Annotated in this window: 15 protein-coding genes; 13 read left to right on the top strand and 2 right to left on the bottom strand. The window is 33.7% G+C overall.

The annotated features are described in order from the left end of the window. Window positions 1-81: 81 nt before the first annotated feature. The 4 genes from ABD963_RS05655 to ABD963_RS05640 all read left to right on the top strand — a co-directional run bounded on the left by ABD963_RS05655 (window position 82) and on the right by ABD963_RS05640 (window position 3,611). The gene (locus ABD963_RS05655) at window positions 82-1,887 is read left to right on the top strand and encodes a sodium:solute symporter family protein (protein WP_345275982.1); all 1,806 of its coding nucleotides are present in this window, start codon (window positions 82-84) and stop codon (window positions 1,885-1,887) included. After that, the gene (locus ABD963_RS05650; protein WP_345275981.1) at window positions 1,871-2,851 is read left to right on the top strand and encodes a Gfo/Idh/MocA family protein; all 981 of its coding nucleotides are present in this window, start codon (window positions 1,871-1,873) and stop codon (window positions 2,849-2,851) included. The genes ABD963_RS05655 and ABD963_RS05650 overlap by 17 nt, the downstream gene beginning before the upstream one ends. 99 nt (window positions 2,852-2,950) lie before the next feature. Then, window positions 2,951-3,421 carry a hypothetical protein gene (locus ABD963_RS05645; RefSeq protein WP_345275980.1) on the top strand — a complete coding sequence of 157 codons (471 nt, stop codon included), beginning with the start codon at window positions 2,951-2,953 and terminating at the stop codon, window positions 3,419-3,421. Next, a complete protein-coding gene (locus ABD963_RS05640; protein WP_345275979.1) occupies window positions 3,411-3,611 on the top strand; it encodes a helix-turn-helix transcriptional regulator in 201 nt (66 codons plus the stop codon). The genes ABD963_RS05645 and ABD963_RS05640 overlap by 11 nt, the downstream gene beginning before the upstream one ends. A gap of 60 nt (window positions 3,612-3,671) precedes the next feature. Here ABD963_RS05640 and ABD963_RS05635 read toward each other — a convergent pair whose 3' ends face one another. Continuing rightward, window positions 3,672-4,520 carry a DUF2911 domain-containing protein gene (locus tag ABD963_RS05635; protein ID WP_345275978.1) on the bottom strand — a complete coding sequence of 283 codons (849 nt, stop codon included), beginning with the start codon at window positions 4,518-4,520 and terminating at the stop codon, window positions 3,672-3,674. A gap of 213 nt (window positions 4,521-4,733) precedes the next feature. On the opposite strand from ABD963_RS05635, the gene ABD963_RS05630 reads away from it, so the two are divergent. Then, window positions 4,734-5,390, top strand: a complete 657-nt coding sequence (locus ABD963_RS05630; RefSeq protein ID WP_345275977.1) for an MIP/aquaporin family protein — start codon at window positions 4,734-4,736, stop codon at window positions 5,388-5,390. 4 nt (window positions 5,391-5,394) lie between these two features. Here ABD963_RS05630 and ABD963_RS05625 read toward each other — a convergent pair whose 3' ends face one another. Further along, window positions 5,395-5,817 carry an MgtC/SapB family protein gene (locus ABD963_RS05625; protein WP_345275976.1) on the bottom strand — a complete coding sequence of 141 codons (423 nt, stop codon included), beginning with the start codon at window positions 5,815-5,817 and terminating at the stop codon, window positions 5,395-5,397. Window positions 5,818-5,932: 115 nt separating this feature from the next. On the opposite strand from ABD963_RS05625, the gene ABD963_RS05620 reads away from it, so the two are divergent. The 8 genes from ABD963_RS05620 to ABD963_RS05585 are packed head-to-tail and all read left to right on the top strand — an operon-like array spanning window position 5,933 to window position 14,388. Continuing rightward, complete coding sequence (locus ABD963_RS05620) at window positions 5,933-6,589, top strand: TetR family transcriptional regulator C-terminal domain-containing protein (RefSeq protein WP_345275975.1); 657 nt, start codon at window positions 5,933-5,935, stop codon at window positions 6,587-6,589. A 9-nt stretch (window positions 6,590-6,598) separates the two neighbouring features. After that, window positions 6,599-7,909 carry an ABC1 kinase family protein gene (locus ABD963_RS05615; protein WP_345275974.1) on the top strand — a complete coding sequence of 437 codons (1,311 nt, stop codon included), beginning with the start codon at window positions 6,599-6,601 and terminating at the stop codon, window positions 7,907-7,909. Beyond that, window positions 7,909-8,538 (top strand): flavin reductase family protein, encoded by a 630-nt coding sequence (locus ABD963_RS05610; RefSeq protein WP_345276720.1) that lies wholly within the window; start codon window positions 7,909-7,911, stop codon window positions 8,536-8,538. Before ABD963_RS05615 ends, ABD963_RS05610 begins: the two co-directional genes overlap by 1 nt. Further along, the gene (locus ABD963_RS05605; RefSeq protein WP_345275973.1) at window positions 8,538-9,962 is read left to right on the top strand and encodes an SDR family oxidoreductase; all 1,425 of its coding nucleotides are present in this window, start codon (window positions 8,538-8,540) and stop codon (window positions 9,960-9,962) included. The genes ABD963_RS05610 and ABD963_RS05605 overlap by 1 nt, the downstream gene beginning before the upstream one ends. Then, window positions 9,955-10,098 (top strand): DUF2256 domain-containing protein, encoded by a 144-nt coding sequence (locus tag ABD963_RS05600; protein WP_345275972.1) that lies wholly within the window; start codon window positions 9,955-9,957, stop codon window positions 10,096-10,098. Before ABD963_RS05605 ends, ABD963_RS05600 begins: the two co-directional genes overlap by 8 nt. Then, window positions 10,074-11,384: a DASH family cryptochrome gene (locus ABD963_RS05595; protein WP_345275971.1), complete on the top strand. Its 1,311-nt coding sequence runs from the start codon at window positions 10,074-10,076 to the stop codon at window positions 11,382-11,384. The genes ABD963_RS05600 and ABD963_RS05595 overlap by 25 nt, the downstream gene beginning before the upstream one ends. Beyond that, window positions 11,385-12,917 carry a cryptochrome/photolyase family protein gene (locus ABD963_RS05590; protein WP_345275970.1) on the top strand — a complete coding sequence of 511 codons (1,533 nt, stop codon included), beginning with the start codon at window positions 11,385-11,387 and terminating at the stop codon, window positions 12,915-12,917. Then, the gene (locus tag ABD963_RS05585; protein WP_345275969.1) at window positions 12,907-14,388 is read left to right on the top strand and encodes a cryptochrome/deoxyribodipyrimidine photo-lyase family protein; all 1,482 of its coding nucleotides are present in this window, start codon (window positions 12,907-12,909) and stop codon (window positions 14,386-14,388) included. The genes ABD963_RS05590 and ABD963_RS05585 overlap by 11 nt, the downstream gene beginning before the upstream one ends. Window positions 14,389-14,424: the final 36 nt, after the last annotated feature.

Genomic DNA, 14,424 nt, shown 5'->3' with positions numbered 1-14,424 from the left:
TTAAAGCTTTACTCTTTAGTTTTAATAGCCAATGCGGTTTACATCGTTATTTTTTACCTAATCATGCAAGCCTTTTAAACCATGCAAACTTTAAATTGGATAGACTGGGTTGTACTTATAGCTACATTAGTAATCATTGTCGGTTATGGGACCTGGAAAACCCGAGGCAGTAAAAGTGTAAATGACTATGTAAGAGGAGGCAATACTGCACAATGGTGGACCATTGGCTTGTCCGTTATGGCCACTCAAGCTAGTGCCATTACATTCCTGTCTACAACCGGACAAGCATTTTCTGACGGTATGGGTTTTGTCCAATTCTATTTTGGTTTACCTATCGCCATGGTTATTATTTGTTTGGTTTTCATTCCTTTATATCATCGGTTAAAAGTATATACTGCTTACCAATTTTTAGAAAATCGCTTCGATTCTAAAACCCGAATTCTAACTGCAGTCCTATTCTTAATACAACGTGGTTTAGCCGCCGGAATAACCATTTTTGCGCCTGCCATAATACTATCTGTTGTTTTAGGATGGAATATTATTACATTAAATATTATCATTGGGTTACTGGTTATCATTTACACCGTTTCGGGAGGTACGAAAGCAGTTACAGTTACCCAAAAACAACAAATGTTTGTCATTTTCGCAGGGATGATTGCTGCTTTGGTTATCATTCTGGATTTGATACCCAAAGATGTATCTTTTACGAAAGCACTAGATATAGCTGGTGCCAGTGGTCGAATGGACATTTTAGATTTTTCATTTGATTTAGAAAATCGATATACTGTTTGGTCAGGTTTAATTGGTGGAACTTTTCTGATGCTTTCCTATTTTGGAACAGACCAAAGTCAGGTACAACGTTACTTATCTGGACGTTCTATGAAAGGTATGCAGATGGGATTAATTTTTAATGGTTTGCTAAAAGTACCTATGCAATTTTTCATTTTGTTGGTAGGTGTTATGGTGTTTGTTTTCTATCAATTTAATCCAGCGCCTTTAAATTTCATTGATGCATCTACCGAAAAAGTGTTGGCTTCAGAATATTCGCAACAATATCAAAACCTTCAAGAGGAACAAAACAAGTTGTTCAAGAAAAAAAAAGAACTCAGCATACTATTAGCCAAAAGTGAAGATGAAAGTCTACGACAAAGTATCTTCAAACTAGATAGTATTGAAAAAAAACACAGATTACATTCTAAATACCTCATCAAAAAAGCTATCGATTCTACCTATGCGAACGAATATGATAAACTAAATTCCGAACTCAGTAATTTATCCATTGATAGTTATGCTTACAAAGAAAAACAGGCACAAATAAAGGCGCTTTACGACGAAGCTGCAAAAGACACAGAAACCAATGATAGAGATTATATGTTCATCACATTTGTATTAAACCATCTACCTAAAGGTCTTATAGGGCTGCTATTGGCTGTTATTTTGAGTGCCGCCATGTCATCAACCGCATCAGAAATTAATGCATTAGCTACCATAACATCCATAGACTTATACGGTAAAAATACAAAGCGCGACATAGATGAAAAGCATATGGTAAAAGCGACAAAAATTTTCACTTTAATTTGGGGTTTAATCGCCATAATTATAGCTTGTTTTGCTAATCTTGCTGAAAATTTAATTCAACTTGTAAATATTATAGGCTCTATTTTTTATGGTAACGTTTTGGGTATTTTTTTACTAGCATTCTTTTTCAAGTTTGTAAAGGCCAATGCCGTTTTTGTTTCGGCAATTATTACTCAAGCCATTGTAATTATTGGGTGGTGGCTTGATTGGATGCCATATTTATGGCTAAATTTGTTTGGATGTGTATTAGTTATTATCATATCACTACTAATTCAATTAATACAAAAAACTAATGTCGCTTCACAATAAACCGATCCGTTGGGGAATTATAGGCTTGGGAAATATTGCCCATAAATTTGCCAAGGATATATTAACTATAAAGGATGCCCAATTGTATGCAGTGGCATCTCGCTCTCAAGAAAAAGCCAATAGTTTTGCCAAAGAATACCAAGTAATTAAAGCCTATAATACTTACGAAGCATTAGCAAACGATTCCAATATAGATGCGGTTTACATAGCGACACCACATGCCCTACATAAAGAAAACACACTTTTATGTCTTAAAAAAGGAATAGCTGTATTATGCGAAAAACCTTTTGCAATGAATTTTGAGGAAGTGGAAGAAATGATAGCCTGCGCAAAGGCAAATAACACGCTATTGATGGAAGCTTTGTGGACCTATTTTTTACCACATTACCAATACGTATTAAGCTTGCTTAAAGATAAAACTTATGGTAATATTTTAAAAATTGAAAGTGACTTTGGTTTTTACAGAGATTTTAATGATGATGCTAGACTTTTTAAAAAAGCACTTGGTGGGGGTAGTTTGTTGGATATTGGTATTTATCCCATTTTTACTGCTTTATCCACCATTGGGGAACCTGAAAGTATAAAAGCCAACGCAACATTTTTTGATAATGGTGTTGACTCTTCTTGCCAGATGGTTTTTAATTATGAAAATAACACAAAAGCCCATTTAAAAAGTTCCTTAGTTGAAGATTTACCTACCGAAGCTATTTTTTATTGTGAAAAGGCAACTATTAAAATTAATAGAATGTTTCACATGCCAACAACAGTATCCATTATAGTTAATGAGAAGGAAATCATAAAAGATTTTGGTTATTCAACAATTGGGTACAATTTTGAAACCATACATTTTAATAACCTTATTAGAGAAGGTAAAAAAGAAAGTGATATTATGACTTTTGATTTTAGTAAAATTCTGATAAGAACTCTTGATAAGGTTAGAAAAATCATTCATTTACATTATTAATTGTATAAATAAGTATGTTTTTTTTTACTTTAAGTTAATTATATTTGTCTATATGTAAAGTTTGTTTTACTTTTGAAGTATCAATTAAAAAACGAACGAATGAAAACAAATTATTTATTACCTCACAAGTACAAAAAATTAGGTTGGTTATTATTTTTAATAGGATTAATAGGAGGCATTGTTGTTAGTGCTTCCAATTTTGAAAGCACAGGCCCTTCCATAAAAGTATTGGCGATTTACAGTGAATCCTTTTTGAATAGTAAAAGTCATTTTTTTCAAATTATTGAAAATGAAATATTTGATGAAATAGTTTCTCTGTTTATTATCATAGGTGGACTAGTGGTAGGATTTACAAAGGAAAAAATTGAAGATGAATTTATTCATAAACTAAGACATGAATCATTAGTTTGGGCTTTTATTGTAAATTATATTGTGTTGTTGTTTACGATCATCTTTATTTATGATATGGCTTTCTTTGATGTGTTGGTTTATAATATGTTCACACCTTTAATATTTTTCATTATCCGGTTTAATTTTTTAAAACTAAAATCTGGAGACGATGAAGAATAATATAAAAGTACAACGTGCCATACACGATATGACACAGGCCGACTTAGCAGACAAAATTGGTGTGAGCAGGCAAACCATAAATGCCATGGAAAAGAATAAATATGTACCATCTACAGTACTTTCATTAAAAATTGCCAAACTTTTTAAAAAACCTTTAGAAGAGATTTTCTTCCTTGAGGATGACGATTAATAAAAAAAGCGCAACTTAAATGTTGCGCTTTTTTTATTATCTAAAATCAGAGGTATCCAATTACATGGCTCCCCATTCTTTTAACGATTCTTTATTCATTTTTACATAATCAGCATTTCCTGCAGCCTCCGCACCAGCTAACGATTTTTTAGCAGCAGCAATAGCCCCAGCCTTATCTCCGGCTTTAGCATGAATTAAGGACTGTAATCTTAAAAACCAAAAACGCGGTTGATCTTTTGTCATTTCTACGGCAGCTCCAATCCATTTTTTGGCTTCGTTAATATCTTTTCCTTCTTGTAAATAATACTGGGCCGCAGCAAAATAATCATTGGCACTTGGTCCATTCATAACACTTTTAATGCTAGCTACTACAGCAGCATCCGTTGGTACGGTAAACGGAACACCTACATAGGTTTTCTCCCAGATAAATTCTAATGTAGCACTACTATTGGTAATGTTGTTAACATCCATAGTAAAAGATTCTACGTTAAAAGGTATAGGATAAACAGGCACAGTAACTCTCGCAGCTACTTTACTTTCATCCAACTCGGCAGGCGCTCCACCACCAGCATAATCGGTGTAAAAAATAACATCCCAGGACTCAGCAGTTGGAATAGAAAAAATAGCATAGGTACCAGCTTTTAGTTCTTTACCATCAACAGCAACATCGGTACTAAACGTCACTTTGGTTCTGGCATTAGCCCCGGTTCTCCATAGCTTACCGTAAGGAACTAAATCGCCAAAAACAGTCCTTCCCTTAACTCCTGGTCGTGAATAATCTAAAGTAACAGTGGTTAGTCCAACCATTTGCTCCATTTTGCTGGAGGGACTAGGAGCTGGAGTTTTAATCTGAGCATTTACGTTATAAAAAGCAGCAAATGCAAATAATAATAATAATAATTTTTTCATCGTAATGTGTATTAATAATTTTGGTTTAATATGACCCTAAATTTACACATCAAAAATTCGATAAATGTTAACAAAACCTTAAAATAAGGTATTGTATATTTGCTATTAATTTATGCGTTACCTAAAAGAAAGAGTTAATGCTATGTTTTTGTAGAAGTAGGCTTTTTCAAATAGCACAACAAAGTCTGTATCTCGAACATAATTAAAATCAATATGAAACAATTTTACTCCGAAACTATAGGCACATTTACAATGATATTTTGTGGATGTGGTGCGATGACCATAAATGAGATAACGAATGGAAGTATTTCTCATGTTGGTGTTGCTATCACCTGGGGACTCATAGTGATGGCCATGATTTATGCTTTTGGAGAAATAAGTGGCGCACATTTTAATCCTGCTGTTACTATAGGTTTTGCTTTTTCAAAAAAATTTCCTTGGAAAAAAGTACCTCTTTACATTGTGGCGCAAGGTGTGGGTGCTATTTTCGCGGTTTTTTTATTGTGGTTTTTATTTCCTGAAAGTCAGTTTTTAGGTGAAACTACACCTGCATTGGGTTTTCCGCCATACAAAGCTGCTATTTTGGAATTTCTACTAACCTTTTTTCTCATGCTAGTAATAATAAATGTCTCAACCGGCAGTAGAGAAATTGGTACTATGGCAGCTATTGCCATTGGCGGTGTTATTCTATTGGAGGCCATGTTTGCAGGACCTATGACCAAAGCTTCTATGAATCCTATTCGCTCCATAGCTCCTGCCCTATTTACAGGCAATTTTCAATATCTATGGCTTTACATTTTGGCTCCAATTTTGGGGGCAATTAGTGCGGTTTCAAGTTGTAAATTGGTAAAAGATGACAAGTGCTGTTAACTACTTATTTCCTATTACTCAACCATTTATCTAAAGGTTCAATTACAGAATTGACAATGACTACAAGTGCTGTACAAATTAACGTTTCTAAAAAATAACCTGTAGCCGCTATACATCCAATGGCGGCACTACACCAAACCGTAGCAGCCGATGTTAATCCATGAACACTAGTGCCTTCCCTAAAAATCACACCAGCTCCTAAAAAACCAATTCCAGTAACCACTTGAGCAATAATTCTTGTAATATCTGTATTGGGATCCTGGTGATTAATCATAATGGATAACAACACAAAAATAGCGGCACCTGTGGCTACCAGCATATTGGTTTTTAAACCTGTAGGTTTGTTATGCCATTGACGTTCAAATCCAATAATCAAACCCGCAAATAATGCGACTCCCAAACGTAAAACAAAATCAAGTATGTCCATAAAAAAGTATTATTTAAAGATAAGAAAGTTTGAAAACAAATAAAACATGTATTTTGTTTAACTTTTTATATTTTTTGTTAAACATTTTTGTATCTTTGTTACAAATCTCATTATCATGGCAAAAAAGAAAACAATTACAAAAAATGATATCATAAGTTTTTATATGGATTATGTCTTAGAGCATGACCAAAACCCAAAATCGATTTACGCATTTGCTAAATCTAACCATTTTGAAGAAGCTACATTCTACAAATATTTCCCGTCTTTTGAAGCCATAGAAAAGGGTATCTTCGAATCGTTCTTTTCAAACTCACTAGAAGCATTAAATAAAAGTGAAGATTACCTAATGTTTGATGCTAGAAATAAGTTATTGAGTTTTTATTATACCTTTTTCGAAAACTTAACGGCTAACAGAAGTTATGTTAAGCATGTGCTTTACAAATATAAAAACGACTTAAAAGGCTTAAAAGTACTTTCAGGTTTAAAACAACACTTCACCAACTATATTCATGATTTGGGTATTCAAATGTTGGATATCAAACAAGAACAACTCGAAAAAATTCAACAAAAAACTTTAAAAGAATCTGCCTGGTTGCAATTATTATTAACCATGAAATTTTGGTTGGATGATACGTCGGCCTCATTTGAAAAAACAGATATTTTCATCGAAAAATCAGTAAATACGAGTTTCGATGTTTTAGATATTGCTCCTTTAAAAAGCGTTATAGACTTTGGAAAATTTCTATTTAAAGAAAAATTTCAAATGAACTAATTCAATTGTATGAAAACCATAGATAAAATACCTACTTCAAAGATTCAAAGAGCTACAAAATTGGTTTCTACAGGCGCCAAAGTGGGCGTTAATTACCTTAAATATTACGGTGATAAGATTGTTAATACCGAAGAAGAAGCCAAAGAACGATTGAATAAAAATAATGCTTCTGACATTTATGACGGATTAAAGCAACTGAAAGGGAGTGCTTTAAAAGTGGCACAAATGCTCAGCATGGAAAAGAGCATTTTACCACAAGCTTTCGTTGAAAAATTTTCGTTGGCACAATTCTCGGTGCCACCATTATCACCCCCTTTAGTCATCAAAACTTTTAAAAAATATTTTGGGAAACATCCCAATGACATATTCGATACTTTTAACGCAACTTCTGTAAACGCAGCTAGCATCGGCCAAGTGCATCTAGCTGAAAAAAACGGGAGAAAACTTGCTGTGAAAATCCAATATCCAGGAGTTGCGGAGAGTATTGCTTCCGATTTGGCAATGGTAAAACCCATAGCTATGAGTATGTTTAACATCAAAGGGAAAGATTCCGACAAATACTTCAAAGAGGTTGAAAATAAACTCGTTGAAGAAACCAATTATATTTTGGAAGTGGAACAAAGTAAGGAGATTGCCTCCGCTTGTAATCACATCCCAAATTTAAAGTTTCCCAATTATTACGAAGATTTGTCCTCTGAAAGAATCATTACTATGGATTACATGGTTGGTGAGCATCTTTCTGAATTTACAGCACATAACACCAATAAAGAAAAAGCAAACAGGATTGGGCAAGCACTTTGGGACTTTTACATGTTTCAAATACATTCACTTAAAAAAGTACATGCAGACCCCCATCCGGGAAATTTTTTAATATCAGAAAAAGGAGAATTAATAGCGTTAGATTTCGGGTGTATGAAAATCATTCCTATGGAATTTTATACACCCTATTTTGAATTAGCAAAAAAGGAAAGTATTGAAGACAAGAAAGTTTTTGTGCAAAAAATGTATGAATTGGAAATACTTCGTGATGACGACACCAAAGAAGAATTAGACTTTTTTACCGAAATGTTCCATGACATGCTGAGCGTGTTTACTAAGCCGTTTCATGCTGAAATTTTTGACTTTTCGAATGCAGATTTCTTTGGGAAAATAGCAGAATTGGGTGAACGCTATTCAAAAAGTACCGACTTGAAAAAGATGAATGGCAATCGGGGTTCGAAACATTTCATTTATATAAATAGAACATTTTTTGGTTTGTATAATTTGATGTTTGATTTAAAAGCCGAAAACATTAAAATAAATAACTTTAACACCTTATGATGAAGTATTTTGATGAAAATACTATTGAAAACCTCAATCATATCTATAAAATCAACTTAATAAATAGTTGCTCCGGATATAAATCTGCTAATTTAATTGGTACAAGGTCAGGGAATGGTATTGAAAATGTTGCTGTTTTTAGCTCTGTAACCCATATTGGCTCAAGCCCTGCGATGTTAGGTTTTTTTCTAAGACCTACCACTGTAATAAGAAACACCTATGAAAACCTGAAGGAAACTGGTTATTACACCCTTAACCATATTCATAAAAATATCCTTGAAGATGCACATCATACTTCCGCAAAATATGATGCATCTATTTCTGAATTCGATGTCACCAATTTAAACTCTGAATACAGAAATAATTTTCAAGCACCTTTTGTAAAAGATGCCCCCATACAAATGGCTATGAAATTTGTTGAGGAGTATGATATCAAAGCTAATAATACCATTTTGGTAATCGGTAAAATAATTGGGCTCTATGTTAAAGATATTCTTATTGAAGATGATGGTTTTGTGAACCTTTCAAAAGCCAACATAGCAGCAATAAATGGTTTAGATGGGTATGCTATTCCTCAAGCCAACACACGTTTTGGTTACCAAAGACCAAAATTACAAACCCATGACTAATGACTATTCTTGTAACAGGTGCTACGGGCTACATTGGGAAACGACTCATTCCGTTTCTTATCAACGAAGGTCATCATGTAGTTTGCGCAGTTAGAGATAAATTACGTGCAGATAAAAGTTATCTAGAGGAAGAATTAATTAATATTGTTGAAGCCGATTTTTTAAAACCAGAGACACTTAAAAACATCCCTAAAGATATTGATGTAGCCTATTATTTGATACATTCCATGTCCAATTCTTCAAATAATTTTGAAACACTGGAAGAAACATGTGCCATCAATTTTAAGAATTATATTGAAACCACCAATACGCAACAGGTTATCTATTTAAGTGGTATTACCAACGAAAAAGAACTCTCCAAACATTTACGCTCCAGAAAAAATGTGGAAGAAATTTTACATTCAAAAAAATACGCTACTACCATTTTTAAAGCTGGTATTATTGTAGGCTCAGGAAGTTCTTCCTTTGAAATCATAAGAGATTTGGTTGAAAAACTCCCTTTTATGATTGCCCCAAAATGGTTGAACACAAAAACGCAGCCATTGGCCGTAAGAGATGTTTTATCGTTTTTATATGGCGCCGCTGGAAATAAAGATTTATATAACAAATCGTATGATGTTTTCGGTCCTGAAATTCTAACATATAAACAGTTGTTGCTTCAATTTGCAGAGGTTCGAAATTTAAAGCGTTATATTTTAACGGTTCCTGTTATGACGCCAAAATTATCATCCTACTGGCTGTATTTTGTTACATCAACCTCCTATAAATTAGCATCTTCGTTAGTTGACAGCATGGGTATTCAAATTATAGGAAAACCGAGTGATATCAATGAGAAATTAGGCGTGAATCCGTTAACATACAAACAAGCGGTTAAACTCGCTTTTGAAAAAATAGAACAAAACAGTATTATTTCCAGTTGGAAAGATTCCATGATTAGTAGTGGTAGGTTACGAAACAATTTTCACAAATATATCAATGTTCCAAAATACGGTTGTTTTAAGGATTATAAAGAAAGACAAATAAAAGACACCGAAAAAACCTTGGATAAAATTTGGCGAATTGGTGGTACGACCGGTTGGTACTACGGGACATTTTTATGGAAAATAAGAGGATACATGGATAAAATGGTTGGTGGTATAGGCTTGAGACGTGGAAGAACGCATGTATCGCAACTCGATACAGGAGATGCACTTGATTTTTGGCGGGTTATTTTTGCAGATAAAACCCAAAAAAAACTGTTGTTATACGCCGAAATGCGATTACCTGGAGAAGCATGGTTAGAGTTTAAAATTGAGGATGGTTTGCTTAAACAAACGGCCACTTTTAGGCCACGAGGACTTTGGGGTCGATTGTATTGGTATAGTGTATTGCCGTTCCATGGGTTTATCTTCAGGGGTATGATTAACAAATTGGTAGATGTCTAAACCAAAGAAACAACATTTACCAACCAAAATATGTAATACTTGTGGTTTACCATTTAGTTGGCGTAAAAAGTGGGAAAAGAATTGGGAACATGTAAAATATTGCAGTGAAAAATGCAGGAGAAACAAAACGACATAGCTTTAGTTTGGTTTAGAAACGATTTAAGAGTTCAAGATAATAGCGTTTTAAACCAAGCTATTACCCGGCACAAATCAGTTATCGCTTGTTATTATTTTGATCCGAGACATTTTAAAATAGGGAAATTCGGATTTAAGAAAACCGAGAAGTTTAGAGCAAAATTTTTAATAGAAACGGTTGGGGTTTTAAAAGAAAATCTTAAAAAACTCAATATTGAATTGTTTGTATTTTACGAAAAACCAGAAAACCATATCAAAGATTTAGTAGAAACTCATGATATTAAATCAATCTACCTGCAAAAAGAATGGACTAGTGAAGAAGTTAACGTTTTGAATAATGTAAAATCTTCTGTTTCAAGTGATGTAAAATTCCATGAAATTTATGACCAGTTTCTATACCATCCTGAAGATATCCACATGTCATTTTCTGATATTCCACAGGTATTCACGAATTTCAGAAAACAGGTTGAAAAAAACAGTAAAGTTAAAGTTTCCCAACAAAATCATCCAGTAGAAAAAATTATTGGCATTGAAAATAACACCAAAATTCCATCACTCGAAGATTTAGATTTTGAGCCCTTTGAAACTCCTAAAAATTCTGCTTTTCCTTTTAAAGGTGGTGAAATAACGGCGTTAAAAAGATTGGAAGACTATTTTTTCGAAACCAAAAAATTAGGGGTTTATAAAAAAACAAGAAACGGACTTGTAGGTACTGATTATAGTTCAAAATTTTCACCGTGGTTGGCTAATGGTAGTATGTCCGCCAGAACAATTTATTGGCAGGTAAAGCAGTTTGAAAAAGAATATTATAAAAACGATTCCACTTACTGGCTCATTTTTGAGCTCATTTGGCGCGATTATTTTAAATACATCTCATTAAAACATGGAAATGATATTTTTAAAATTGGCGGTATTCTTTACAAAAACTACGATTGGGAAACCGATAAAAAACTGGTTCACAAATGGATTGATGGTGAAACAAAATCGAGTTTTGTGAATGCCAACATGATTGAACTTAAAAAAACAGGCTGGATGAGCAACCGGGGAAGACAAAACGTAGCCTCATTTTTTGCCAAAGACTTGTTGTTGGATTGGAGGATTGGTGCTGCCTATTTTGAATCATTACTTATTGATTATGATGTGCATAGCAATTACGGAAATTGGATGTACGTTGCAGGTGTTGGAAACGATCCCAGAGACAGAAAATTTAATGTGGATTTACAGGCTGAACGCTATGATACCAATGGAAAGTTTCAAAAATTATGGCTTCAGGAAACTTTATTTTAAATGAAAACACTCAGACTCATATTAGGCGATCAACTCAATATCAAACACACCTGGTTCAAAGAAACCAATGATGAAGTGCTGTATTGCCTTTTTGAGATGCGACAAGAAACCGACTATGTGAAACATCACATTCAAAAAGTGATAGGTTTTTTTGCAGCCATGCGCCAGTTTGCTCATGATTTAAAATCTCAAGGTCATCAAGTGGTTTATTATAAAATAAATGATGAAAATAACACCCGAAATTTAGCTAAAAATCTATCAAATTTAATCAAAGAACATAGTATTGAAGCTTTTGAATATATGTTGCCAGATGAATATCGTTTGGATTTACAATTAGCCAATTTTTGTAAAGAATTAAATATTAAATCCAGTACGGTTTCTTCAGAACATTTTTATACTAAGCGCAACGATTTAGAGCAATTCTTTAAAGGCAAAAAGCAATATCTCATGGAAAATTTCTATAGAGACATGCGCAAAAAACACGATATATTGATGGTTGGCGATCAACCCGAAGGTGGTAAATGGAATTACGATAAAAGCAATAGAAACAAATGGAAAGGCGATGTAGAAATTCCACCTTATAAATTATTTAAAAATGACGTTAGTGAAATTGTAAAAGACATTGAGAAAGCCCAAATTAAAACCATTGGCAGATTTATTACCAAAACCTTTAACTACCCCAAAACTAGGGTTCAGGCTTTAGAGCAACTCAAGTATTTTTGCGAACATTTGCTCATCCATTTTGGCGATTATCAAGACGCTATGCACACCGATGAGGAATATCTTTTTCATTCAAGGTTATCATTTGCTATGAATTTGAAATTAATTTCACCCAAAGATATTGTCAAGACTGTAATGAACTTCTACCGCAAGCATGGAGATGATATAGATATTTCGCAAGTAGAAGGCTTTATAAGACAAATTATAGGTTGGCGCGAATATATGCGCGGTATGTATTGGGCGTTCATGCCAGATTATAAACAAAAAAACGAGCTTGATAACCATACCAAACTCCCTGAATTTTTCTGGACAGGAAACACGAAAATGAATTGCCTAAAAAATGCCATAAATAATTCATTGGATAATGGGTACGCGCATCACATACAACGTCTTATGATTACTGGTAATTATGCCCTTTTAACGCAAACGAATCCTGATGAAGTGGACGACTGGTACCTTGGCATTTACATAGATGCTATTGAATGGGTACAACTTACCAATACCAGAGGCATGAGCCAGTTTGCCGATGGTGGCATCATTGCAACCAAGCCATACGTTTCTTCTGGGTCTTACATCAATAAAATGAGTAATTATTGTTCCGATTGCTATTACAATAAAAATAAAAAAACCGAGGATGATGCTTGTCCGTTTAATAGCCTGTATTGGAACTTTTTAGATGATAAACGCCCACAACTGGGTAATAATTTTAGAATGGGCATGATGTATAGCCTATTGGACAAAATGGACAAGGAAGAACTGAACAACTTAAAAGAAAAAGCAAAACACATAATAGAAAATCCCCATGAATACTAAACCTAATTTACATGTAGTTTGGCTAAAACGCGACCTGCGCTTGCAAGATAATGAGGCTATTTTTAATGCTTTGGCCTCAGGAAAACGTGTGTTATTGCTTTATGTTTTTGAACAACTCCTAATAAACGATCCTCATTACAGCCAACGCCATTGGGATTTTGTTAAACAATCGATAGTTGACTTAAATAATGAATTGAAACCTTATAACTCAAAAGTTTTAGCGGTTAATTCTGATATTATTGCAACTGTAAATCAGTTATTATCACAATATCATATTAAGGATGTCTATTCCCATCAAGAAACAGGTATTCTAGTAACCTTTAATAGAGACAAATCCTTTAAGCGATTCTGCAAAAACAACTTAATAAATTGGCATGAAAATATTAACAATGGTGTGCAACGTGGTTTAAAAGACAGAGAACAATGGATGGCATGGTGTGACACTTTTTTTGAAATAGAGCCACTACCCTTTACACCAGAATCAAACCAATTATTAACCATTGATGAGATTGAAAAGCTAGAAGAAAATTTTAAAGTCACTGATTTAAATACGAAGATAGATACACCATTTCAAAAAGGTGGTCGCACAACAGCCTTAAAATATTTATCATCCTTTTTCAATGAGCGTCACAAAGATTATATGTTCAATATTTCAAAACCAGAATTGGCTAGAACCAGTTGCAGCAGAATTTCTCCATATCTTTCATGGGGCAACCTGTCAGTTAGAGAAGTATATAATCAAGCTAATCATTTAAAAAAAACATCTAAATATAAAAAAGCTTTAGATGCTTTTATGTCGCGCTTACGCTGGCAATCCCATTTTGTACAAAAATTCGAAATGGAACACACCATGGAAGAAGCCAGTATCAATAAGGGGTTTCATAAACTTAAAAAAAGTGTATCAAAAACCTATCAAAAAGCTTGGGAAACTGGTTATACAGGATATCCTTTGGTAGATGCATGCATGCGTTGCTTAAATGAAACAGGGTACTTAAACTTTAGAATGCGTGCTTTGGTAGTATCATTTTTCACTCATAATCTATGGCAACCCTGGCAAGAAGCCACCACGCATTTATCTCAAATGTTTTTAGATTTTGAACCCGGTATTCATTTTCCACAATTGCAAATGCAGGCTGGGGAAACAGGTATAAATATGCTAAGAATTTACAATCCGGTTAAAAATAGTTTAGAATATGACCCTAAAGCAACTTTCATAAAAAAATGGGTGCCGGAACTTAAAGATTTAGACATACCTTTTGCACATCAACCCTATTTGATGACAGAGTTAGAACAAGAATTCTATAACTTTAAATTAGGCATTCATTATCCCAAACCTATTGTAGATATTGACTCCACAAGAAAAAATGCTTCCGATATTTTATGGAACATGCGTAACGATAAATTGGTGAAAGCCGAAAGTTTACGCATTTTGAAAACACATACGGTTAGAAAAAATACTTCAAAAACATAAATTCATAAATAAAACTTATACACAAATAAGATATTT

It is taken from the genome of Litoribaculum gwangyangense, from assembly GCF_039543505.1.
Taxonomy (GTDB): Bacteria; Bacteroidota; Bacteroidia; order Flavobacteriales; family Flavobacteriaceae; genus Litoribaculum; species Litoribaculum gwangyangense.
This window is presented reverse-complemented; position numbering and strand designations above follow the sequence as displayed.

Coding starts and splice junctions, on each gene's coding strand:
- ABD963_RS05615 (WP_345275974.1), top strand. CDS start 6,599: ATGAAAACCATAGATAAAATACCTACTTCAAAGATTCAAAGAGCTACA.
- ABD963_RS05610 (WP_345276720.1), top strand. CDS start 7,909: ATGAAGTATTTTGATGAAAATACTATTGAAAACCTCAATCATATCTAT.
- ABD963_RS05600 (WP_345275972.1), top strand. CDS start 9,955: ATGTCTAAACCAAAGAAACAACATTTACCAACCAAAATATGTAATACT.
- ABD963_RS05655 (WP_345275982.1), top strand. CDS start 82: ATGCAAACTTTAAATTGGATAGACTGGGTTGTACTTATAGCTACATTA.
- ABD963_RS05635 (WP_345275978.1), bottom strand. CDS start 4,520: ATGAAAAAATTATTATTATTATTATTTGCATTTGCTGCTTTTTATAAC.
- ABD963_RS05645 (WP_345275980.1), top strand. CDS start 2,951: ATGAAAACAAATTATTTATTACCTCACAAGTACAAAAAATTAGGTTGG.
- ABD963_RS05590 (WP_345275970.1), top strand. CDS start 11,385: ATGAAAACACTCAGACTCATATTAGGCGATCAACTCAATATCAAACAC.
- ABD963_RS05620 (WP_345275975.1), top strand. CDS start 5,933: ATGGCAAAAAAGAAAACAATTACAAAAAATGATATCATAAGTTTTTAT.
- ABD963_RS05650 (WP_345275981.1), top strand. CDS start 1,871: ATGTCGCTTCACAATAAACCGATCCGTTGGGGAATTATAGGCTTGGGA.
- ABD963_RS05585 (WP_345275969.1), top strand. CDS start 12,907: ATGAATACTAAACCTAATTTACATGTAGTTTGGCTAAAACGCGACCTG.
- ABD963_RS05630 (WP_345275977.1), top strand. CDS start 4,734: ATGAAACAATTTTACTCCGAAACTATAGGCACATTTACAATGATATTT.
- ABD963_RS05625 (WP_345275976.1), bottom strand. CDS start 5,817: ATGGACATACTTGATTTTGTTTTACGTTTGGGAGTCGCATTATTTGCG.
- ABD963_RS05640 (WP_345275979.1), top strand. CDS start 3,411: ATGAAGAATAATATAAAAGTACAACGTGCCATACACGATATGACACAG.
- ABD963_RS05605 (WP_345275973.1), top strand. CDS start 8,538: ATGACTATTCTTGTAACAGGTGCTACGGGCTACATTGGGAAACGACTC.
- ABD963_RS05595 (WP_345275971.1), top strand. CDS start 10,074: ATGCAGGAGAAACAAAACGACATAGCTTTAGTTTGGTTTAGAAACGAT.